Raw genomic sequence first — 23,722 nt, forward strand, 5'->3', positions numbered from 1 at the left:
TTTCAAACAAACTAATAACAAACTAATAACAAATTATAAAAATGTTTAAAGAAGTGTTTATAAGCCACGCAAAAGAAGATATACAATATGCCGAAGATTTATATGACTTTCTAAATGAAAATAATTATGAACCTTGGCTTGATAAAAAAAAATTACGGGTAGGAGCAAACTGGGATTTTGAAATCAAAAATGCTTTAAAAAATTCCACTTTTGTTATAATTCTTTTATCATCTACTTCAGTAAATAAAAGAGGATATGTTCAGCGTGAATTTAAATATGCATTAGAATACTCTGAAACTAAGCTGCATGATGATATTTATATAATTCCCATTTTACTAGATAAATGTACTGTTCCAGATCATCTTTCAAAATATCAATGGATAGAAATTGGAGATGATGACTACCGAAAAAAGATCTTAGAATCACTTAATTATCAGCGAGAAAAATACATCCAAAGCCTTCCACCGGATCAAATTTCACTAAATGATTATACAACTTTTTCAATTGATTTAAAATCTAACGTAAAAAATATAGATTATAACTGCAGTTTACCCTTATTCCATAAAAATAATTATTTTGATGCAAATTATATTAATCCATTTATACAACAAAGAGCTTTAGACATAATTGATGTATATAGGAAAAATACTGAAGATGAGATAATATATTTTCAAAATCCGGAAAACTCAGGTTATTTGGAAATTAATGGAACTGTAGAATATATAACAAAAGATTATCTAAGTATAAGTATCACATATGAGTCCTATATGGGGCAAGCTCACCCACATACATCAATACAAACATTAAATTTTAGATTTAATCCTGAAACGAAAATAGGATTTAATGAAATAGTTAATTACGATAATCTTCAAAAGTTTTTAATTGATTCAATAAATAGATTTGGAAATGAAGAACAGCAAGAAGTACTTATTAATTATTGTGAGTATATAACAGAAGAAAATATAAACTTTACATTTAATGAAAGTAATATAGAAATTATTTTTATCAATCAATTACCAAGAGTCATTATGGCGTTGGGGTTCTTATCAATACCCTTAAATAAAATTGACCATAGCATATAATGGCTGCGGCTAACATCGATTTGCAACATTGTGGTTGAGTATATAATTTATATTAACACAATGTATAAATTTAAGTGTAGCTTTAATTTTATGACAACACAGTACCAATTAAAACAAATAGTATAATCCAATTTTTAAAATGAAAAATTATATAGGGCTAGTGATTTCGGTCGAAAATTACCATGACAGTAAAAATCTACGCAAAGTAAAATTTGCGAGTAATGATGCAATAGCATTTATCGAAAATTTAGGCAATCTGGGTAGCGATAAATCTAAACTTCAATATCTGCCAGATAATATAGCAACTAAAACAACAATTGAAGAAAGGATTAAAGATATATCAAAGAATGCTACATCTTCTGACATAATTATATTTTATTATGCGGGGCACGGCTTCTACTATAATGGCAAAAATTTAATTTCTTGTGTAGATACTTCTTTAAGTTCATTAGAAACAACAACAATTGAAATTAATTCGATTATTGCGGCTTTAGATAAAAGTAAGTCAAATAAGGTAATTGCGTTTCTTGATTGTTGTCATAGTGGAATAGAATTTAGCGAAATTGAAAGAAGTCCAGTCAGTGGGTTTTCAACAGACGAATTAAAATATGAATATAACAATGCAGAACATCTAACTGTTTTTGCCTCTTGTAAAAGTGATGAAAAATCACAAGCAGACACTGAAAGGCAACACGGAGTCTGGTCTTATTATCTACTTGAAGCATTAAGTGGAAATGCTAAGGGTATTTATGATGGTGCAATTCTATTTAGTGACAAATTGCAAAAATACTTAGGAGAAAATACTTTTCAGAGGGTAAAAATGATTACTGCTGATAAGAAAAATCAAACACCAGTTAAATTCGGTAAAGAAACTACAGATAAATTTATTGTAGCTGATTTATCGAAGATTTTTGAAGAAAGAGAAATAAAGAAGAGCACTGAAGGAATTAGATTTGAAACAGCTACAATATTGACAAGTGAAGATGGGTGGGTAAGAAATCTACCAGGTTTTAAATCTTCACATAAACTACCAAAAGAAATTAGTAGTCACCACGATAATTGGATAAAATCAATTTCTAAGGAACTAATCGAAGAAGAGCTCAATCAAATCTCAAATGAATTGAGGCAAAAGCTAAAATACAAAAGAAAAGATATTTATGAGCCAATTATTGACGGTGGTTCAGGTCAATTATCAACAGTAGATTTTGACTATATCGTAACAATAAATCAATCCAAAAAAAAAGCAGACACCTATGTTTTGACGAAAAGTATTGAAAATTTTAAAAACGGAGCTATTTTAAATAATCCAGAATTTAATCAAATTTTTAAAGATTCTTTTGATGAGTTAGAATTATGGTTAAATAAAAAATTAGATATTGAAAGTATAATAGACAAAATTGAAGAAATTGATAATGAAGATACAATAAGTGTTGACTATGAAAGAACCAATACAAATAGTTGTAGAATAAAAGTGAATGGATTTTCAGGTGAGATTATTTTGACAGGACAAACTTTTAAAATCTTAATGCATCATAAAAATTCACCTCAAAATTTAGTTTTATCCTGCCAAAATGCTTATCAAAAACTTGGACACCAAGGCGTGCAGAAAATGCTAAATGAATAGATCAATTAGCGGGGGGAATTTTGGATTCTGATAAAAGGTTTAGTTTATTCGTGATTCAATTATCATTTAACATAATATAAATTATAGGATATTTTATTTATACCCGAAGTAGAGCGATAATCCTCTGAGAATCCGTTATTCAACTAATTTTCCTCCCAGATATTCTGTAACGACTTCTCGGAACTCTTCTTTGGTCATAAACCGATCCAGAAACGTTTCCATGTTTCCTTTATTTTCGATTTCTTCAAAATAAACTTCGTGGTCCGTACTGTAGACTTTCGGATTCGATTGATCAGGATCTGTTGTACAAACAAAAAAATGATCCGGATATCCGTAAAAATAAAATATGCAGAGCAATTCCATTTTGGAGCCGTCAATAATTTCTTTCAATTCATTTTCTTCCACAAACCCGTCAAGCTCTCCATAATCCTCCGTATTTTCTTTAAACGGCGTAAATAGCCAATCCTTGACAAAATACTGCCCATACGGCTGTTCATGGTTTGAAAAATAATGCTCAATCAAATTCTCAAAGAATTTTTCTCTATCATTCTGATAAAGCTCTTTGTGTGAATCATGAAATTTGTCTATCCCGTACACATCCCAATCTTTGTCATACAGATGATGATTAAAACTGATACTACGCCAGTTTTCAAAAAAATTTTTATCCCGACTCACAGCGTCTGTATTTCCGCCTAGCGTATTGATTCTCTGTATAATTTTTTCGTTCATTCTGGTTATTTCTTTAAAAAATCAAATTATATTATGTTAAATTTCTAAACTGTAAACCTTTTAGGAAAGCCTTCTTTATCTTCCAATGTAAAAAAATCATCCCACTCATTATTAGCTTTGTTTTTGTAATAATCGTTGAGTTGGTTTAAAAAACTCTCAAGACTTCCGGCAATAATATTCCTATCGTCATCTTTGTTCCAGAATTCAAGGATTTGCCCAGCATCTCCTGTAAAAGTTCCTTCAAGATCATAGCAAATATAATCTCCGCCTCCATTATGGAAGATCGGAATCCAGCTTTTATTCCACCAGTTTTCGATTTCAAAATCCGTCCCGATCATGGAAGTTAATTCCTGCGCTGTATCGAGAGCTTCATCAAGGGGAATAAACATAGAATTGTTGACAAAAGCATCATAACAGCTACTCTCCTGCCCGTTTTTCCATTGGTAAAAAGCTTTTAAATCAATTGGAATCTGAATATGATACCGGGATTCTAATTTTTTAATTTTCTCGTCATTCAACGAATTTTTTAACCTATTATAGAATTCAGGCCTAAGGTTTCTGAGGTTTATATCTAATTTTTGCAGTATATTTTCCATGGTCTTCATCTGTTCTTTAAAAATACAAAATCTTGCCACAAGACAATCTTAAATATGATGAAACGATGTAATTTTATCCTAACCAAAAATAAAATAGTATGAAACCAAAAATGATTTGGGCCAACCTGGCCGTAGCCAACCTTGAGCGAACACAAAAATTCTATGAAGAACTGGGATTTAAACCCAACGGCCCCCATACTTCTAACGAATTAGTAAGCTTTTTTGTAGCTGGAAATGAATTCATCATCCACTTTTTCCTGAAAAGCGTCATTGAAAATAATCTAAAAATGCTGACATTCAACAATTCACAGGATTCCAATGAAATTATATTCACTCTTTCCGCTGAAACCAGAGACCAGGTAGATCAATGGGCCGATGAAGTAAAAAATGCCGGCGGCCAGATTGTTTCAGAGCCTGAAAGTTTTGGAGACAACTATTACGGATTTGTCTTTGCGGATCCCGATGGGCATAAATTTAATGTATTTTATATGTAATAATCCTCAATCAAATAATGCTTATTACTAATTGATTATCAATATTATATACAATGTAATTTAGCCTCATATTCCCCTTCAGTTTCTAGGCAGATAGCATAGGTACTGGATTAAAAAGTATGGCTTATTTGGAGCTTTATGAGTTTCTTAAAAAAGTGAGCCTTTCTGAGGTTTTCTAAACCATTCCTTTATCATTCTAAAAAAATATTGAAAAATTATAATCTTAAAATTTTGATATAAAGGATATTCTATGTTGAATATCTTTTATATTTTAATACTTAAATCAAAAATAATTTAAATAAAAAACGCTTATTCATAGATTAAAGACAAAAAATTAAAAAAAATAACAAATATTTCATATTATTCTTTTTAATAGATTTGATACTACACAAATTATGAATATATGAAAGCCAAAATTGTATTTGTTCTGCTACTTTTCAGCCTGGGATTAATAAGAGCTCAGGATTCCATAATAAATGATCAACAAACAATAGCGTTGAAAGTTAATAGAGACGGCACTGCAGAAAATCTTTCAATAAATACGCTGCAAAAAACCTCTCCGGCTATTCAATTCCGCACAGATAGCTTGTCGGGGCCTTCAATATGGCTAAATAAAGAGAAAATAAAATTATCAGCCACCAAAGACAATCTTTTCACCGGACAAGCAAAAGACGTAAAATTCAGTTTACAATATATCACAACATCCAACAGGTTGGGCATTGAAATTACAGCAATCTCCACTTCTCCTGTCTCGCTACATAATGTTAACCTATCTTTAGTACTAGGAATCAATACGGAACTCAAAAAATATCCGGATTGGAGAGATCAGTTTTTTCCAACGTTAATGAGAGCCGAAAAAACACATTTTTGGGGATATTTGATGACACCAAACGGAAGAATAGTAACAGTTGCCTCTCCTGACCCTATAGCTTCCTATACTTTACATTACAATAACAGTAAGAATATTTTTGATCACGGTCATCTTATACGAACAGTTTCGTTAAACCTTCTGCATCCCGGCCCCTTACCGAAAAGGCATCCTACCAATTCTTCTTTATTACCGGGAGAAACTAAAAAATGGAGATTTTATTTACAGGAATCTCCCCATCTTGAATCCGTGCCTGGTATCGTGCAAAAAAATACACAAGCACCAATGGTCAAGGCAAATCTCTACACCTTGCATGACGGCGAAAAGAGTAAAATAACGATATTTTCAACCTCTCCTCCTTCTATACAAATGATTCTGGGAGAAAATAAATCTATACCTCTTTCACTTCAGAAACAAAATGGGTATTATGAAATTAACTTTTCACCTTCAAAAGAAGGGATTTATACGCTGCATGTAACTGATCCAAGGACAAAAAAGATTTCGGAAGCAAAATTCACGTGTATTTCTCAAAATTACTCGGATTATATAAAATCAGCACGGCGGGCAGCCATTAAATATGCGCAAATAGCTTCTTCTCATACTGAAGGCTGGTATGGACTTTTTTCGGGATATATTGCAAAAGAAAAGTTCCCTGAAGCGGCAGAGGATCAAAAAATTGATGAAAAATTCAATGAAATTTATCCCTTAATGTATGATTCTATTACCAATATACCGGTTCATTTTATGGAAAGGATTCAGAATCATGCGATGATGGCTGCACTTTTTGCACAAAAGTACAAAGCGTCTAAAGATATTCGTGATCTCAAACGGGCATCAGATCTGGCAGACTATATCTTATCCAAACAATCTCCGGACGGCGCCTATCGTAATGGTCACACCCATTATACTTCTGTAATTTATATTGCAAAAGCCATTATGGAAGTGATGGAACAGGAAAAAACTATGGCTGCTGCTTCCGAATTCTGGGCCTATCAATACAAAAAACACTTCCATTCTGTAAAAAAGGCCATTGACGATCTTAGCAAAAATTTAGATAATATTCAAACGGAAGGTGAAATGACTTTTGAGGACGGGATGATTTCATGTTCCTATACTCAGATTTCACAGTTTGCCTTACTTCTTCCTGAAAGCTCTCCGGAAAGGGCAAAATATATTGCTGCTGCCGAAAAATTAGTGGAGCTTCATCAATGTCTTTCCCAGTTATTAGTCCCGGACTCCCGTATGAATGGAGCTTCCTTAAGGTTCTGGGAGGCTCAGTATGACATATTATCCGGTCCCAATATGATGAATTCTCCGCACGGCTGGTCTGCATGGCAAATTTATGGGTTAAAAAACCTGTACGAATTAACAGGAAAATACATGTATCTGGAACAAATGATGAATGCTATAGGCACATGCATACAACTTTTAGATCCTAAAACAGATACATTAAACTGGGCGTTTATAACAGATCCTTATATTGTTTCACAGTACTTTACTAAAGATCCGAAAGATAATTCCAAAGGAATATATGAAAAGAAAATTATAGGAGAACGATACCTTCCGATGATCGGTGATTGGTACAGAGCAAAACCCAATACTCTTGTCACAGGCTATTGGGGATATGATGGCGGTAAATGTGATAATGATGTTCATGAAATTTTTAAATGTCTGAATGAAATTTTATTAAATAATGCCTATGTTATAGAAAAGGAAGACGGCAGTATCATTGGTTTTAATTGTAAAGTACAAAGAACTGCCAATACAGTTATTGTCACGCCAAGAGAACCTGTTGTAACTCATCTTCATTATAATATGAAAAATCCAGTACAGATTAAGTTTAATAATAAGGTCATTAATGTGACTTCGCAATCCAAAGGCTGGATGTAAAATAATTATCAGCCAGCAGGTTATATTCTCTATGATTCCATTTTTATTTAATAGTTTTATAAAGTAAGAACAGTATTAATATGGATTATCAAATCTTTCAGCCTCATGCAGATCTGGCTCCTTTTATAAAATGCTATTGGACTCTGGATAGTCCGAAGCAAGATAATCCTCAGGCACAAACCATTGTTCCGGATGGCTGCATGGAAATGATTTTTCATTATGGAGATCTTTACAACCAGTACATTGACGGAAAAGCTGTCATACAGCCAAGAAGTTGTGTTTTTGGACAATTGACCCAGCCTTTGCAAATAGAACCCACCGGAATTACCGGTATTTTTTCCGTGCGCTTTCACCATGATGGCTTCATGCCGTTTGCTACATTACCCATTAAAGAAATGGATGATAAAGCAGTTTCTTTGGAAAAATTATTTGGAACTGACGGAGTTGAACTTGAACAAAAGGTTCTTCTGGCTCAAAATATTCAGGAAAAAATAAATGTTGTAGAAGCATTTTTATTGGAAAGGATTAATGCAGAAGCGGTTGACAGAATTTTACAATCTACAATAGATCTTCTTTTAACGATGAACGGACAAATTCCTGTAAATCAAATTTCCGAACAAACTAAAATGAGCAAAAGGAAATTGGAACGAAAATTCGCTTCATCCATCGGACTTAGTCCTAAACAACTTTCTAAAATCATCAGACTTCAAAAAGTTCTTAAACTTCTTCTGAACAAAGAATACACTACGCTTACAGCTCTTGCTCATGAATCAGAATATTATGATCAGGCTCATTTTATCAAAGATTTTAAAGAATTTACCGGCCTCACTCCCAGAGAGTTTTATGGTGACCACCTGCAAATGTCTTCCTTATTTTACAGAATAAATCCCTGATGTCGCATTTTTACAATTTTCGACCTTGATTTATCGGGAATTTTGTTTTGATAAAATAAACAATAATGAAAACAAAACTAATTGCTGCTCTTTTGGGTATAAGCATCCTTGGCAGCTGGGCTCAACAGCAGAGTGAAATCAAAAAACTAGAATGGCTTCTGGGAACCTGGGAAACCAGAACTCCGAAAGGAAAGCTTTATGAAACATGGATCAAAAAAAGCAATTCTGAATTTCAGGCAAAAAGCTATTATCTGAATAAAAAAGATACCATTATGTTTGAACGGGTACAATTGGTAGAAAAAGATAAAAAACTGCATTATATTGTATCTGTCACCGGCCAGCATCACGAGCAGCCAGTCGATTTTGTATCTACAGCCGGATCAAACTCAACTGCCCTTGTATTTGAAAATCAGCAGAACGATTTTCCTCAGATCATTACCTATAAAAAGATTGCTAAAGACTCTTTATTTGCTGAAATTTCCGGAAAGATGAACGGAAAAATAGCTAAACAGGCATTTCCTATGAAAAAGATAAAATAGTGTGTAAATATCATAGTTTTTTTTCTTGAGTTATCATCCTTTTAAAAAATTATTTTTATAGATTTGCAATCATAATATATGACACTATTTAGTGTGTTAATAAAAGAAAAATATGATTGGATTCCTGTTTTTTTATGGAATTCAGGGACAAAAACAAATAATCGACACAATTGAAAAAACACAAAAACATTACCATTTTTACTAAACTACTCCATATATTTTTGGACAGGCATTTTTGTAAAGTAAAAAAATAATAACTCCTTATTTAAGAGCAACGAAATTGACGTATGTATTTCGGTCTTAGATAGGCAAAAAACCATGAAACTCTTAGAAACGAAAGCAGGTAATTTCGGGTCTGGTAATTATCTGCAAAAAAAACACAGGCTGCACACACTATAATACTAATAATACAATTCAATATTCTATCTTTATTTGTGTTTGAGATACAAATGAGATAAAAATTATTTTGAACAAATGAAAAACTCAAAATTACTAAAAATAGCCGTTTTTAGCTTATTAACCGTTACCTTTTCTTGCCGTGAAGAACTTACAGAAGCATCCGCTGATAAAGCCAATGTCATTGAACAGGCAACTGTAAAAAACGGACGACTTTATTTTCCAAACAAAGAATCTTTAAATGCCACTTACGCAGATCTTAAAAAGAAAGATCCTGAAACAGTTCAGCATTTTATCGAGGAAAAAGGAATTGAATCCTTAGTTCCTGTTATCACTAACAAAAATGAAAACGAAGTTATCTCGGAATTAAAATCCAGAAAAATCGGATCCCTGCAAAAAACTTCATCTATGTTGATGAGAGGCGAATCTGTATCACCTGTTTCCGATGAAGATATCTATGATGATCTTGATGATTTAGAGGAAGTTGTAGGTGATGAAGTATATGCGTCCATGCTGAACGGCAGCGCAGAAATACAAATTGCAGACAAAATCTATAAATATACGGATGCCGGAATGTTTGTTACAACAGAACAGAATTATTCCAGACTACAAAATTATCTTGAAGTAAGAAGGATCTCTCCGGATCTTTTGATTCCTACGGAGGCTTCTGTAAGAGAACAATTCATTACAGATATGCCAAGTGGTGAATTGGTTACTTTACCGAATACCGATAACACGATCAGTTATTTCTCCTCTCCGGTTGACAGAAGAAGCGGTGCAAATGGAGGATTTAGAGATGGCGGCGATGGCGGATTTAGAGGTGGTGATGGCAATACTGGCCCAAGAACAGGTGGTAATGGTGGTTTCAGAAACCCTCCTACTACTACACCACAACCTCAGGAGCCTTCGATTGCTACCATCGTTCAAAATTTACCGATCGGAGAAGTAAGAAAACCATGGTTAGGAAACGTTTTCGGAAAAACATGGACTACTTATGATAAGTATGAAAGCAAAAGAAGGGTAAAAGTGAAGTTCTATTCACAAAACCTGTATCTTGTGTATGCTGTAGGATGTAAAGTAAAACACCAATATAAAGGATGGACAGGTTTATGGAGAAAAGAGAATGCTGAGAAATTAGGAATTGGTATTAATTCAATTTCATGGAAGTTTTCACATTCACTTACCTATGCTTCCAATAATACTCCAAGAGAAGTATATTGGGTAGATGGCAAAATGTATAAAGCAGCCAATAATACCGATTATGTAAATGTTGGACCTGCTACTATGCCTACTTTCCCTTTCTCCAAGAATGCAACCGTTGATGCTGTTATTCAGTTTACCACGAATCTTTCCGGGCTTACTGAAGAGCAGTTGAATAAGTTATTTTGGGAAAATGCATGGAAGCAAGCAAATAAATTCATGGAAGGGCAAAACAAAAAGCTTAACAGAGTGGCTTTCGTTGTTGATTCTTATGAACAAACTTATATCCAGTATTATGACTTCAGCCAGATTGAAGATAATCAGGATGTTATTGAGAGAATCTTCAATTGGGGTGTTGCAACTCCTCAGTTTACGTATACTTTTGGTGGAGGTACGGGAACAGGTGTAGCTGTTACAAGCTATAAGTTTGATTTCCTTCAGCCAACAGCCGTTGCAGTAAGTATGTATGGAATTGCTAAGAAAAACGGAGCCTGGCACGGTGTTAAGTTAAATGCAAAATAGAAATTAAGCACATTATTATATGAAAACCAATCTCATTTTATTATTCATTGTTTTATTCTCATTCGGCTCATGTGTGTCTGATGAAGAAAGCGCAAGGCAAGTCAATTCTGCATTTCAGGGCAACTGGACCGGAAGCTTTTCAGGAGATGAAAGCGGCACCCTTACCTTTGTCGTGCAAAAAGAAGGGACAATGGTTGGCGAAATTCATTTCAATCAAACCAATACAACAGAAGCCATTAATGGCTATGTTAATTTTGACGGAAAATTTGATATGAATACTAAAACCAACTACACCTTTTCCGGCTATTTGCAGAGTTCCGCAAGCAATGGAATGTGGACAAAGAATAATTTAAAAGGAAGTTACAGTTTTCAAAAACAATAATTAGATTTTACTTTATAGAATAAGCCTTGACCGATTTTGGTCAAGGCTTATTTGTTTAAAAAAATTGTATCTCTCATTCCTGTTTTTTTAGAATCTGAGATTAGTTTTTTGTTTTGGGATATGTTTCGGCGGCCTCCGGCCGCCGAAACATATCATCCTCAAACCTTCATCAGGCAAGTGAACTTGCCTCTCTTAGCTCCCTAAAAATAAGCGTACTCATCAAAACCCTTGCGTTTAAAAAAGAAAGATAACCTCGCAAATAAAGCAGATATCGCAGATCCTAAACACTCACCTATCTGCGTAATCTCCAAATTCTGCGAGAAAAAAAACAATTTAGATTTCTCCATAACTCATCTCTTTTTTCAAATAATATGGTTTCTGCTAATGTTCACCAGGACCTTCTTTGCAATCTTGATTTTAAAAAGTCGTTCTTATTTGAACATACATACATAGATTTTCTAAAAAAATTCAATAGATTACATTAAAATATTTCAATACCAGAAATATGATAAATAGAAAATGAATACTTATTATATACAATACATATACAACGCAAATGTAGTATCCAAGTAACAGCATCTTTTATAGTAAAAAAAACTTTTTTTTATAATATTTGTAAAAAAAAATCAAGCTATGAAAAATAAATCTTTCTTATTATTTCTGGTAGTTCCGTCATTGTTATTTTCACAAATCGGAATTAATACATCAAACCCAAAGGCCATACTCCATATTGATGGTGGTAAAGATAACCCTTTAGCAGGAGATATACTTTCACCTGCACAACAAGCAAATGATTTTGTAGTGACTTCTATAGGTCAAGTAGGGATTAAAACAATCACACCCAATAGTAGCCTTACCATTAATGGATCGCTACAAGCAGCTTATAAAGAAATTACGTCCAGCACAACTCTCACAGACACTGATTTTTACATTGTCTACACAGGAAATACATCAGCCATTGTTAGTCTTCCTGCAGTGGCTATTGGGTCATCCAGTTTTGCAGGCAGGATTTATAAAATCAAAAATATCTCTTCCAGTACGCTTACAATAAAAGCGAATGGTACAGATAAAATAAGATTAAATAACACCTCCAGTTCCAACACCGTTGACATACCTACCAATTCTATAGTAGAAATTGTAAACAATACCAATACAAGTGGTGGAAATACTTGGGACTTATCTCTTACCACAAATAATATTTCCACAACAGATAATTATTATAAACTTTTAGCTACTGATGTTGCTAATCTTAACTCTACTCAAAATTTAAACAATATGGGTATAAATAATTATCAATTTATTCCAAATTCTACATTAACTCTTGTTGTTCCATCAGGCTACAACACCTATCAAGCAGTATTGAGATGGGATCTTTGGGGAGATGTTTCTCCGCAACAAACTGCAGGAGGTTCTTTACGTTATGGCCTAAAACAAATTAATAATAATATTACAACCCAGACAAATAGCATCATGATGTCCTCTTGGTCATTTATTTCCGGAGCTGGAACCACCAGATTTTCTGCTCCTGTAGCTATTGTTGTATCAGGACTTACACCAGGTACCTATACATTTCAACTTGGTATTAACAGAGAAGATGAATCTACGGGATCTTATTCAACCTCTCCAAGGCTTTTCGGACTAGTAGGCTTGGCACAACTATACGGGAAATAGAATTCTCAGCAAAAATTAATATTTAAAATCTATAATCAACAGTCTCAGATATAGTTATCTGGGACTGTATTAGATTATTTTTTTAAAAAAAACTTGCGTAGCTAAATAACTACACATATATTTGTAGTCAAATAACTACACAATGAATTTAAGAAGAGATGTATTTCAAGCCATAGCCGATCCTACCCGAAGATCTATTTTAATGCTGGTGGCAGCTCAGTCGATGACTGCCGGAGCCATTGCTTCCAATTTCGATACTGCAAGACCTACCGTTTCCAAACACCTTCAGATCCTTACAGAATGTGAATTGCTGAAGTCTGAACAAAACGGTCGTGAAATTATATACCATCTTAATCCCAATAAAATGAGAGAAATCGCCGACTTTATAGAGCCGTTCCGTAAAATGTGGGACGAAAAATTCAATAAACTGGAAAGTGTGATGAAAGCGTACCAGAAAAAGATAAGTAATGAGTAATGGGCAATGAGTAATAGTTTTATATTCTTATACAACTCAAACCCTTCCACTCTAATACTCTAATACTCTCCCATACTCAAATCCTCAAACACCAAAAATCATGGAACTAAAAACAAAAATTCACGCCGAAGACGGCAAACAGGAAATTTTTATCACCAGAGAATTTGATCTTCCTGTTGAACTTCTTTTCAAAGCATATACAGAACCTGAATTGTTCGAACAATGGATGGGCAGCAAAGTCGTCAAGATGGAAAACAAACAACATGGCGGTTACCGTTTTGAAACCTTAAATCCTCAGGGAGAAGTCGTTTTCAGTGCCAACGGAACCATTCATGAGATTGTTCCCGATCAGAAAATTACCCGGACCTTTCAGATGGAAAACACGCCTTTTCCTGTTCAGATGGAGTTTTTAGAATTTGAAAAACTAACGGATACCACCAGTAAAATCACGATTCAAAGCATCTACAAATCAGTAGATTTCAGAGATCAGCACCTTAAAATGCCATTTGCGCAGGGAATTAATTGGGCGCATAACCGTTTGCAGGAGCTTTTTAAGTAAGACTTTTATGAGAGGAAAGACTGATAGATAATAGACGAAGAGATGAGAGACACTGATGTCAAAGCTTAACTTGTAAACGTCAATAGCCAATTTTGCTTCGCAAGTGAATCATCAATCATCAATCATCACTGAAAGGATAACAACCTTGAACTTTAAACATCAAACCTTAAACCCTCTCATCTTCCCACTCTAATACTCTCAAACACTCCCACCCTCAAACTCAAAAGCATGAATCCAAAAGTTGATTTTTTCTTCGATAAAGCCACACAATGGAAAGAAGAATTTAAAAAATTAAGAGCCATTGCGCTCAGTACCGAACTGGTAGAAGATTTAAAATGGGGATGCCCTTGTTATACCTACGAAGGAAAAAATATTTTCCTCATTCACGGTTTTAAAGAATATTGTGCACTTCTCTTTTTTAAAGGAGCATTGATGAAAGATCCTGACCATATTTTAATTCAACAATCTGAAAATGTGCAGGCTGCAAGACAAATCCGATTTACCAATGTAGAACAGATTAATGATCTGGAAAAAATTCTTAGGAATTATATGTTTGAGGCTGTTGAAATCGAAGAATCAGGAGCTAAAGTTGAAATGAAGAAAACCAAAGAATTTGAAATGGTGGAAGAATTTCAACAACAACTTGATAAAAATCCTAAATTAAAAGAAGCCTTCGAAGCTTTGACACCAGGAAGACAAAGAGCTTACCTGCTCCACTTTTCGTCTGCCAAACAAAGCAAAACCCGTGAATCAAGAATTGAAAAATGTATTCCGCAAATCCTTGAAGGAAAAGGAATCAACGATTAACACCAAATAAAAACAACCCCAATGGAAACACCAAACACATCAGAAAAACGCAAAAAAATCATCTACTGGATCTTTACCCTGTGGATGGCCCTCGGCATGATTTCTACTGCCATCGTTCAGCTCATAAAAAATAAGGATGAACTTGCTAACTTTACCAATTTAGGCTACCCTTCTTATCTTATGACCATCATAGGTATATGGAAAATATTGGGTGTAATCGCCATTTTGATTCCAAAGCAACTGCTGTTAAAAGAATGGGCATATGCAGGCTTTTTCTTTGTGATGTCGGGAGCGGTTATTTCCCACCTCATCGTTGGAGATACGGCTGGAAGAACTTTCCCTGCTGTTTTATTATTTGTTTTAGTGATAATTTCATGGTATTTCAGGCCTGCCAACAGAAAAATCTCTCTCAACAACAACTAAGACACAATTAAAATTTTATCGCAGATAATTATATTGACTTTGTTGGAATATCGCTAAGACGCTAAGAATTACAACGTAATGCTATTTTTAAGGCACAAGAAAATCCAAGATTTTCAGCAAGCGTGTACATATAATGATATACAGCATTCAATTTTATCGGAGATAAAATCCCTTCGTCTACTAACAGTCTTAAATATTATAACTTGCACCTTTGCGATAATCCAACAATCAGAAACAAAACTTGATATGAAAAACAAACAATTAACACCCAAACAAACCAAATCCATTTCAACATCATAAATTTTATCGTAGATAAAATCCTTGCGCCTTACAACCTCTTTTTCACAATAATTTTGCGCCTTTGCGATAATCCAACAATAAATACAAAACTTGATATGAAAAACAAACAATTAACACCCGAGCAAGTCGAATCACTTTTAAAAATCTTAGAAATCCGTTTCGAAAAAAACATGCCCCGCCACAAAGCCATAAAATGGGAAAAAGTAAAGACTAAGCTAGATGCCCATCCTGAAAAATTATGGTCTTTATATCAAATGGAACAAACAGAAGGTGAACCTGACGTAGTAGATTATGATCAAAAAACCGACGAATACATCTTTTTCGACTGCTCCCCGGAAAGTCCGAAACGTCGCAGCCTCTGCTATGACTACCCGGCATGGGACGCCCGAAAAGCCAACAAACCGGAAAGCAACGCCATCGATACCGTGACCGAAATGGGCATTGAATTATTAACGGAAGAACAATATCGTCAACTTCAGGGACTCGGTAAATTCGATCAGAAAACATCAAGCTGGATACAAACACCTCATCAGATCAGAGAACTTGGAGGAGCCATTTTCTGTGACAGACGTTATAATACTGTTTTTATGTACCACAACGGTGCGGATTCTTATTACGCAGCGAGAGGGTTTAGGGGGAGTTTGAGAGTTTGAGAGTATTAGTGTGGGAGCGTTTGAGAGTGTATGAGAAAATTAAAAACAAAGATTTTTAAAAACTTTAGTATACTTCATATACACAAAGCTGGAAACTTAATTAACTTAAGTGTTTAAACATTATTTTTTAAACCACAGATTTCTCAGATTTGCACTGATTTTTAGCACAGTCTTTTTTTGTTTCTAGTCAATTTTGGGATCTCTCAACCAGGGAGATTCCACGCTCCAGAAAATAATGTTGACACCAAGATAGTCTTGCGCATAGCTCACAAATTCCTCTTTGGTAAAAGGTTTCTTCGTTTTTGGATTGGTATAGGTTAAAGTCGGTTCCTGAACGGCCATAGCCACGAGAGACAATTTTCCTTTATACTTATTGAAAAACGGATAAGAATTCTTCATCTGTGCTTTTTTATCGGGAACAATATCGGGGCCTCCCAATCCAATATTGTTTTTATCGGCAAAATCAAACAGCCTGGACATATATTGATGATCATTTTCCCATTCACAAGGAAAGAAATTGACATACTGTAAAACATAGGATTGATGAAACACACTTTTTGCAAACTTCAGATTATCTAATTCTGCCTGGAAATAGCGGTCACAACTGAAATTTGTTTTATCTTTTTTCATATCGATATCTATCGAAGTCTCCGGAAGATTAATACCCTGAATTTTCCCATCAAACTTTTTTGCCAACTCTCCTATCAACTTCTGATACCTCATCCTAACGGCCGGATTCCATTGTTGGGTAACCCATCCGCTCCCTACAGGTTTATTTTCACCCGGATTATCATATTGAGCAACCAATCCGCCGGTGTATTCTTTTTCGTTCAAAACATAATCGGGAATATATCTTGCCTGAGGCTCAAAGAACCTGTCCTGGAGCTGAATAAACAGCTTTTTATGTAAAGAGGTCAGGTACTGCAGATCTTTTTCAATCACAGAAAAATCATAAACGTCTTTTGAGGTTTCCAATGCTCTCCAGTTATAAACAATCTGCACTCCGCCAACATCTTTTCGTGTAATCATTTTTTCTATTTCCTGCAGGTCTCCTGAGGAAGTATAAATATAATTCTGAGGAGTCTGTCCTTTAAAAAAACAGAATCCAAAAACTAATAATGCCAATCCTAATCTCCCGATCATCCTTTTCATAAAAACATGAATTTAAAAATAAACTACTATGAATCATTTTTCGTGCCTAATCTTTCACTTTGTTTAAACTTTATAAAATTATTCTTATTTGTTTAGAATATTATTCAAAATTTAAATACAATCGCTATTTTAGCGATTCGAAATTTGATTTTAAATAACTAAGGATATGAAAAAATTAATTTTACTGAGCAGTATTTCAGTATTGATGATCAATTGCAACAAAAAAACTGAAACCCCTGCTCCGAAAATTGAAGCCGATACCATTGCTGTAGAAGAACCTGTAGTAGATACATTAGGACCAAAATCATTTTGCTATGTAGGCGTAACGGGAAAAGACAGTGTTTTTGCTTCTATTGATGATAACCTGGGAACGATTACCGGAAAATTATCTTATAAAAACAGTGAAAAAGACAGTTCTAAAGGTGAAGTAACCGGATTCAAATCAGGAGATACTTTAAAGCTGATCTATGAATTCGCCTCTGAGGGTAAAAAGAGTAAGAGAGATATTTATTTTCTTCAGAAAGGCAATACGCTAACGGAAGGAATCGGAGATCACAAAGAAGAAGACGGACAGTCTAAATATGCGGACGATAAAAAAGTAAGCTACAAAGACGGACAGAAACTGAATGCTTCAGACTGTGCAACTGTTACCAAAGCATTGAAATAATTATCAGATGATAAACGAAAAACAGCCTTAGAAAAGGCTGTTTTTTTATTTTATGCTAGTTGGTCAATAATTTCAATCAATTGATTTACTCCTTCATCTCCTGTATTCCACGAAGTGATAAGACGGATGGCTGAAGAGTTCTCATCTACCTTTTTCCAGACAAAAAATTCAAAATGTTCAGATAAGACGTTAATAACGTTATTATTTAAAATAGGAAAAATCTGATTGGTATAGGTATCTGAAAGAAATTCTATTCCTTTATTCTGCATTGCTTTTTTGATTTTCATCGCCTGTTGATTGGCGTGTTTTGCCAGATCAAAATACAGATCGTCCTTCATCAATTCCATAAACTGAATTCCCAACAGCCTTCCTTTTGCCAATAATGCTCCTTTCTGCTTGATGTTAAAAGCAAAATCTTCCTGAAGAGACGGATTATTGATCACGATAGCCTCCCCTATTAAAGCTCCGTTTTTGGTGCCTCCCAGATAAAAAATATCTGTAAGTTCAGCCACTTGTTCAAGACTAAGATCACTTATTTCAGAGGTCAGACCGTGTCCCAGTCTTGCACCGTCCATAAATAGATATAATTTATTTTCTTTACAAAAATTAGAAAGTTCTTCCAGTTCTTTTTTCTGATAAATGGTTCCAAGTTCTGTAGAATTGGAGATGTACACCAGCTTAGGCATAACCTGATGGGGGATATTTTTATGATTTTCCAATACCGGAATAATATCGGCAGGTGTCAGTTTCCCATCCTCTTTTTCAATGCTTAATACTTTGTGGCCTGTAGCTTCAATGGCTCCTGTTTCATTATTCAGAATGTGCCCTACAGATGCAGAAATCACGCATTGGTAAGGTTTTAAAACAGAAGAAATCACGATAAGATTGGCCTGTGTTCCGCCAGAAACCAAATAAACATCTGAGTCTGCTTTTTTTATTTTTTCCTTAATTAATTCTTTAGCTTGTAATGAGTACTTATCTTCTCCATAGCCAGCCTGCTGCTCGAGATTACATTGTAAAAGGGTTTGTAGAATATTTGGGTGACATCCCTCCGAGTAATCGTTTTTAAATGAAAATTTCATAGAGTAAATTTAAAAAAATAGAAGAATATTATCCCTATGAAAAAGAGTTAAAATATCAGAAAAATAAGGATACGAAAGCATTGATGACAATGATATATTTATTTTACAAAATCAATGGGCTGCCCTACCTTATACTCTCCATCAGGCTTTGAGTAAATTTTATATTTCTTCTTGCAGTTTTCTTTTAACGGCTCAATAAAATATGCTTTTCCGTTTTCCAGATAAGATCCTGTCAATTTCCCGGAAGCAATCGTTAATGTCATCAATTTGGTACCATCTTCAGATTTCCCTTTGAAGGTGAATATTTTTGCTTTCCGTAATGCATCACTTGTTTTATCAAGCATGATGTATTTTGTCTCCTTCCCTTCTATATCATATAAATTAAAGATAACCTCTTCTTTATGGCTCATGTCCAATTTATTGTCCTGTATCAATTTTTTAGGATTAAAAGAGAAAACAAATTGTCTTGACTGCCCTCGCAATGCGGTACCAAATACAGTAAAAAGCAGGAATATTAATAATGTATTTTTCATCTTTAAAATTTTTACGTTAGCATCACAAAATAGGATAATACCCACAAACATTGTCATTCCGAAGGAATCCAGACTGTTCCTATTTTTTTCTAATCTTATTTGTATAAAAGTCTATTTAGATTCCTATGGAATGACAAAATACGTTAGCATCAGATATAAAAAAAGGGCTATATAAATATAACCCTTTTTAAATTGATCCTTCAATGATTATTTCTTAATCACCTTAGATTGGCTGACTACAGTTTTGTTATTTAATAACTTCAACATATAAACGCCTGTTTTGAATTTAGAAAAATTAATTTCAGAATTGTTCATCACATTCATTTCCATCAATCTTCCGGATGCGTCATATATTTCATAATGTGTAATCTTTTCATCACTGTAGACATGAAGATAATCTTTCACAGGATTTGGTACCAGCCCGATCTGTTTTTTGGATAGATCAGTTGTTGCCAATGCTGCTGTAATATTTAAAGTAATATTATTTTTGCTCAGTTGGTGGCATGTTTTACTCTGAATAAGATTGGCAATTGATTTGTTAATCAGGTCGGTTGCCGCACCGGTATACGAAATCCCCTGTACAGTATATGTTCCCACCGGTAAAGTTGTAAAGTCCGCAGTTGTACTTTGTGCAACAATCGTATTGGTAGCTGTATTAATAGCAACATAGGTATAGTTGATTCCCACAGGAGAATCAATCACATTGTAGAAGCTTCCGGAACCGTCATTGCTAACGGTAACACTTGATCCTATTGTTGTGCTGCCCAGATTTTTAGCCGTAACATAATATTCCACTCCTTTTTCAAGAGTTGCAGAGAATGATCTGTAATAGCTCAAACCGGTTCCTGTACCACTATATACGCCATTAGACGTTATAAAATTGGCAACATTTACCTGATTTCCTTTAAATATGGTCATAATTACAGCATCAGGAGAAGGATAGCTTAACGTATAACTTCCTGTTTCTGTTACTTTAAATTTATAAGGAATTAAACTGGTACTGGCCAGAATCTGGTATGGCGCGGTGCTGGTCTGATTATAGATGTATAAAGCATCAGGACTCATATTTGCTGTAGCAAAAGTTAATACTTTAGAACTATAAGAATCACCGGAAGAGGTCTGCGGCTGAAGATTCAGGTTGGCCTGAGCACTTCCCTGAATGGCCGTTACCACTTTAGCATTTTCCACCATAACAGATGGGAAAGCATTACAGGTTGAATTGATTGTAAAGTTCGTATTTGAAACATCAAAGAACTCTGCATAATTATTAATGACTGCCGTCACCTTAATTCTCGCCTTGTCTGTATACGCTACAAACGGAATCAATACATTAGCCGTACCATTGTTAGGCACATCTGAAGCAAGTACATATGGGAAAGTATCACCTCCATCCGTAGACAGAAGAATATTTACTGTATTTTTTAAAGTATTGGTTTGATTTACATCCCATGTCACATTGATATTGCTGTCATTATTTACCGTAACATTAGAGTTAGGATAAGTAACCGTTAAAGGTCCCTGATCCGTCACCGTCACCAATACCTGGTCAGAATCGGCTCCTCCGGAAACGATGCTGTTATCTCTTACCGTAAATCTCATTTTCATGGTTCTTGCTACCAGAGGTAATGCTTCTGCAGCACTCGTCGGAGGTGTATTTTGATTATTTAATACAAACCTCATTTTAGGAAAATACCTTTCTGTAGTTGCAGTGCTTTGCTCTGATCTGAATAATGGCGCCGTTGTACTGTTTACCGCAGAATAACCACCGGTTCCGTTGATCGTACTGCCAAAGGCTCCTTTATCATTTGCCGAAGCCACATCTACCTGATCCCAGGTATAGGAAAGATTGGTATCTTCTGCATCAGTTCCAATTCCTTTTAATTTGAAAGGGGTATTTTTAGGAATGCTGATCGCTGCATTTCCGGCATTGGCAACAGGCGGCGTATTTGCTACTGCAACGGCATTAAAACAGGTTGATGATACACTTAAAGTATTGAGAATTTGGTCGATGCTTTTTGCATGGAAATAGTTTAATCCGTTATTTCCTGAGTTGGTTTGATCGTTTGGTGTAGTACAGTTATTTCCATAGGCCATAATCGTAGATCCAGCTCCCGGTTCTACCGCAGAATCACCGTTCCATCCCACTGTACAGAATGTTGGGCTTCCTGGTGATCCGCCTACGGCATTATAAGTATGCCATGCTCCGAATTGATGGCCCATTTCATGAACAATCAGATTCGCAGTTAAAGATTTTGGCATCGCAACTGTCCATTGGCTCCATGCTCTTGCTTTAAAGCCTGAATTACAAGGTTGTGGTCCTGCCTGTCCCTGTGCACTGCCACCGGCACCCGGCATAATATTAAAAGTATGGCCGATATCATAATCAGCATAAGGAAGCGTGCCATTCGTATTCATAATGTCAAAACCAGCTTGGGAATTGGCTGCTGAAGCAAAAGAAGCATTAATGGTAAAAGGATCAGTAGCTCCGTCTGTAAAAAGTAACGTTTTGTTTACTGTTTTATCAATCAACTGAAAAGAAACAGATAACTCAGACTCATAAATCTGATTAATAAGATTCATCATGGCCACCAGTTCTGCAAGGGCTGCATCCTGATTTCCAAATGCCGTTGTAAATTCACCCGTTGTGGCTACAGCCATTCTAAATGTTTTCATCTGACCTCCATAAGGAAAACCTGTTACCGATTTCTGAACGTGAAGTCCTTGAGCAATAGCTTCCAGGCTTTTTTTAAATTCCATTTCATCAGTTCCACACTGGAAATTTTCACCAAACATTTCTGAGGAATTATAAATCCTGTATTCTCCAGCTTTGGTTTTGTAAGGTTCTACGATAAAATAACCTTTGTCTGATTTAATTATTGCCGTAACCTTATCTCCAGCAAGTGTCAGTTTTATCTTTGACTGTCTGTCTTTTGAATATCCGTCAAAAGTAACAATATTGTTCAGCCTTTTGCTGACAAGATTATTCTCTGATAAGATAAATTCTTGCTGCTTACCATCAATAAGAGTTAAGACAATTGACTGATTGGTGATTTTTCCGGAATTCTTTTTCTTGCCCTCCACATTTCTTCTGAAATTTTCAGTATTCAGCTTAAAAGTGGTTCCGGGAAGATCATTAGCGTGTACATCATTGGTGTCTAATATCTGTGCATTCATCAGGAAAGAAGCACAGATAGAAAGGAGTGTAATTTTCAATTTCATTGTAAATGTTTTTTTCTTAAAGATAAATAATAAACCAATATAAATTTTACACATCCTATATAAATTATTGAAAATCACAACCAAAATACCTATCATTTAAGAATAATATTCTCACCTCCTTCGCAACTGCAAATAGTAAGGTTTATTTTAAATAATAACAATCTCTTAAAACTATACTTCATTAGTCTACATTACAGAGTTTTCATATAATTTTGTTAGATTTGTACTGAAAATCATCTAACATTTTGAGAACAACCCTAACAGAAGAAAATTACCTGAAAGCTTTGTTTCATTTAGTTGACAATGAAGGAAAGGTGACCATTAACGAACTCAGCAAATTTTTAAATGTAAAAATGCCAAGCGTTAATAATATGATGAAAAAGTTTGCAGAGAAAAAATGGGTCATTTATGAGACCTATAAACCTTTGATTGTTACAGAAAACGGAAGGCGTGAAGCAGCTCTGGTAGTCCGTAAACACAGACTCACTGAAATGTTTTTAGTTAAAAAAATGAATTTCGGCTGGGAAAATGTTCATGAGATTGCTGAACAGCTGGAACATGTGCATTCTCAGGTATTTTTCGATAAAATGGACGAGATTCTGGACTATCCCAAATTCGATCCTCACGGAGAACCTATTCCTGATAAAGACGGAAATATTATTTCCCAGGATTTGCAGAAACTGAGCAACTGTGAAGAAGGAGAAGCTGTAGTTTTTGCTTCAGTGACGCTTTCTGATGATGCTTTTTTAAGCTATTTAAATGAAAGAAAACTTCTTCTCAATACGCAGGTAAAAGTCGTTAAAATTGAAAGCTTTGATAAATCCATGACCATTGAGATTGATGGAAAAAAGGAAATTCTCAGCAAAAAAGCTACAGAAAAGATATTGGTAAAGAAATAATCATCATTAAAAACTGTTTCATTTTTGGAACAGTTTTTTTGCCTCACAACTGTTAAAAAACGGTTAA

Annotated in this window: 22 protein-coding genes; 16 read left to right on the forward strand and 6 right to left on the reverse strand. The window is 34.6% G+C overall.

Annotation, left to right across the window (positions count from 1 at the left end; translation table 11 throughout):
• The first annotated feature begins 41 nt into the window (after positions 1-41).
• The gene (locus tag EG342_RS18315; RefSeq protein WP_103292365.1) at positions 42-1,082 is read left to right on the forward strand and encodes a TIR domain-containing protein; all 1,041 of its coding nucleotides are present in this window, start codon (positions 42-44) and stop codon (positions 1,080-1,082) included.
• Between the two features lie 139 nt (positions 1,083-1,221).
• Positions 1,222-2,706 carry a caspase family protein gene (locus EG342_RS18320; protein WP_103292364.1) on the forward strand — a complete coding sequence of 495 codons (1,485 nt, stop codon included), beginning with the start codon at positions 1,222-1,224 and terminating at the stop codon, positions 2,704-2,706.
• Between the two features lie 135 nt (positions 2,707-2,841).
• Here the strand turns inward: EG342_RS18320 and EG342_RS18325 are convergent, their stop codons facing one another.
• Both EG342_RS18325 and EG342_RS18330 read right to left on the reverse strand, forming a co-directional pair.
• Complete coding sequence (locus EG342_RS18325) at positions 2,842-3,435, reverse strand: hypothetical protein (protein ID WP_103292363.1); 594 nt, start codon at positions 3,433-3,435, stop codon at positions 2,842-2,844.
• Between the two features lie 44 nt (positions 3,436-3,479).
• Positions 3,480-4,031, reverse strand: coding sequence for an SMI1/KNR4 family protein (locus tag EG342_RS18330; protein WP_103292362.1), 552 nt, complete (start codon positions 4,029-4,031; stop codon positions 3,480-3,482).
• Between the two features lie 98 nt (positions 4,032-4,129).
• Here EG342_RS18330 and EG342_RS18335 point away from each other — a divergent pair, with 98 nt between their 5' ends.
• From EG342_RS18335 to EG342_RS18390, 12 genes are all read left to right on the forward strand, one after another.
• On the forward strand, positions 4,130-4,525 hold the full coding sequence (locus EG342_RS18335; RefSeq protein ID WP_103292361.1) for a VOC family protein: 396 nt from the start codon (positions 4,130-4,132) through the stop codon (positions 4,523-4,525).
• Positions 4,526-4,928: 403 nt separating this feature from the next.
• The gene (locus EG342_RS18340; RefSeq protein WP_103292360.1) at positions 4,929-7,283 is read left to right on the forward strand and encodes a hypothetical protein; all 2,355 of its coding nucleotides are present in this window, start codon (positions 4,929-4,931) and stop codon (positions 7,281-7,283) included.
• An 80-nt stretch (positions 7,284-7,363) separates the two neighbouring features.
• Positions 7,364-8,176: a helix-turn-helix domain-containing protein gene (locus EG342_RS18345; protein WP_103292359.1), complete on the forward strand. Its 813-nt coding sequence runs from the start codon at positions 7,364-7,366 to the stop codon at positions 8,174-8,176.
• Between the two features lie 65 nt (positions 8,177-8,241).
• A complete protein-coding gene (locus EG342_RS18350) occupies positions 8,242-8,715 on the forward strand; it encodes a DUF6265 family protein (RefSeq protein WP_103292358.1) in 474 nt (157 codons plus the stop codon).
• Between the two features lie 474 nt (positions 8,716-9,189).
• Positions 9,190-10,833 (forward strand): hypothetical protein, encoded by a 1,644-nt coding sequence (locus tag EG342_RS18355; RefSeq protein ID WP_103292357.1) that lies wholly within the window; start codon positions 9,190-9,192, stop codon positions 10,831-10,833.
• Positions 10,834-10,852: 19 nt separating this feature from the next.
• Entirely contained in the window at positions 10,853-11,215 is a 363-nt protein-coding gene (locus EG342_RS18360) for a hypothetical protein (RefSeq protein ID WP_103292356.1), read from the forward strand.
• A 633-nt stretch (positions 11,216-11,848) separates the two neighbouring features.
• Positions 11,849-12,886 (forward strand): hypothetical protein, encoded by a 1,038-nt coding sequence (locus EG342_RS18365; RefSeq protein ID WP_103292355.1) that lies wholly within the window; start codon positions 11,849-11,851, stop codon positions 12,884-12,886.
• Positions 12,887-13,028: 142 nt separating this feature from the next.
• Positions 13,029-13,361 (forward strand): ArsR/SmtB family transcription factor, encoded by a 333-nt coding sequence (locus EG342_RS18370; RefSeq protein ID WP_103292354.1) that lies wholly within the window; start codon positions 13,029-13,031, stop codon positions 13,359-13,361.
• A 100-nt stretch (positions 13,362-13,461) separates the two neighbouring features.
• Positions 13,462-13,920, forward strand: a complete 459-nt coding sequence (locus EG342_RS18375; RefSeq protein WP_103292353.1) for an SRPBCC family protein — start codon at positions 13,462-13,464, stop codon at positions 13,918-13,920.
• 228 nt (positions 13,921-14,148) lie between these two features.
• Complete coding sequence (locus tag EG342_RS18380; RefSeq protein ID WP_103292352.1) at positions 14,149-14,727, forward strand: YdeI/OmpD-associated family protein; 579 nt, start codon at positions 14,149-14,151, stop codon at positions 14,725-14,727.
• A 21-nt stretch (positions 14,728-14,748) separates the two neighbouring features.
• Positions 14,749-15,150, forward strand: a complete 402-nt coding sequence (locus tag EG342_RS18385) for a DoxX family protein (protein WP_103292351.1) — start codon at positions 14,749-14,751, stop codon at positions 15,148-15,150.
• 395 nt (positions 15,151-15,545) lie between these two features.
• Positions 15,546-16,103 carry a DUF4256 domain-containing protein gene (locus EG342_RS18390; RefSeq protein WP_103292350.1) on the forward strand — a complete coding sequence of 186 codons (558 nt, stop codon included), beginning with the start codon at positions 15,546-15,548 and terminating at the stop codon, positions 16,101-16,103.
• A 183-nt stretch (positions 16,104-16,286) separates the two neighbouring features.
• On the opposite strand, the gene EG342_RS18395 is transcribed toward EG342_RS18390, so the two are convergent.
• The gene (locus tag EG342_RS18395) at positions 16,287-17,255 is read right to left on the reverse strand and encodes a hypothetical protein (RefSeq protein WP_103292349.1); all 969 of its coding nucleotides are present in this window, start codon (positions 17,253-17,255) and stop codon (positions 16,287-16,289) included.
• 166 nt (positions 17,256-17,421) lie between these two features.
• On the opposite strand from EG342_RS18395, the gene EG342_RS18400 reads away from it, so the two are divergent.
• The gene (locus EG342_RS18400; RefSeq protein WP_103292348.1) at positions 17,422-17,922 is read left to right on the forward strand and encodes a hypothetical protein; all 501 of its coding nucleotides are present in this window, start codon (positions 17,422-17,424) and stop codon (positions 17,920-17,922) included.
• A gap of 50 nt (positions 17,923-17,972) precedes the next feature.
• Here EG342_RS18400 and EG342_RS18405 read toward each other — a convergent pair whose 3' ends face one another.
• The 3 genes from EG342_RS18405 to EG342_RS18415 all read right to left on the reverse strand — a co-directional run bounded on the left by EG342_RS18405 (position 17,973) and on the right by EG342_RS18415 (position 22,756).
• Entirely contained in the window at positions 17,973-19,004 is a 1,032-nt protein-coding gene (locus tag EG342_RS18405; protein ID WP_103292347.1) for a threonine aldolase family protein, read from the reverse strand.
• A 98-nt stretch (positions 19,005-19,102) separates the two neighbouring features.
• A complete protein-coding gene (locus EG342_RS18410) occupies positions 19,103-19,537 on the reverse strand; it encodes a hypothetical protein (protein WP_103292346.1) in 435 nt (144 codons plus the stop codon).
• 207 nt (positions 19,538-19,744) lie between these two features.
• Positions 19,745-22,756, reverse strand: a complete 3,012-nt coding sequence (locus tag EG342_RS18415) for a zinc-dependent metalloprotease (protein ID WP_164465203.1) — start codon at positions 22,754-22,756, stop codon at positions 19,745-19,747.
• A gap of 245 nt (positions 22,757-23,001) precedes the next feature.
• Here EG342_RS18415 and EG342_RS18420 point away from each other — a divergent pair, with 245 nt between their 5' ends.
• Complete coding sequence (locus tag EG342_RS18420) at positions 23,002-23,655, forward strand: metal-dependent transcriptional regulator (protein ID WP_103292344.1); 654 nt, start codon at positions 23,002-23,004, stop codon at positions 23,653-23,655.
• The last annotated feature ends 67 nt before the right edge of the window (positions 23,656-23,722 follow it).

It is taken from the genome of Chryseobacterium lactis (assembly GCF_003815875.1).
Classification (GTDB): Bacteria; Bacteroidota; Bacteroidia; order Flavobacteriales; family Weeksellaceae; genus Chryseobacterium; species Chryseobacterium lactis.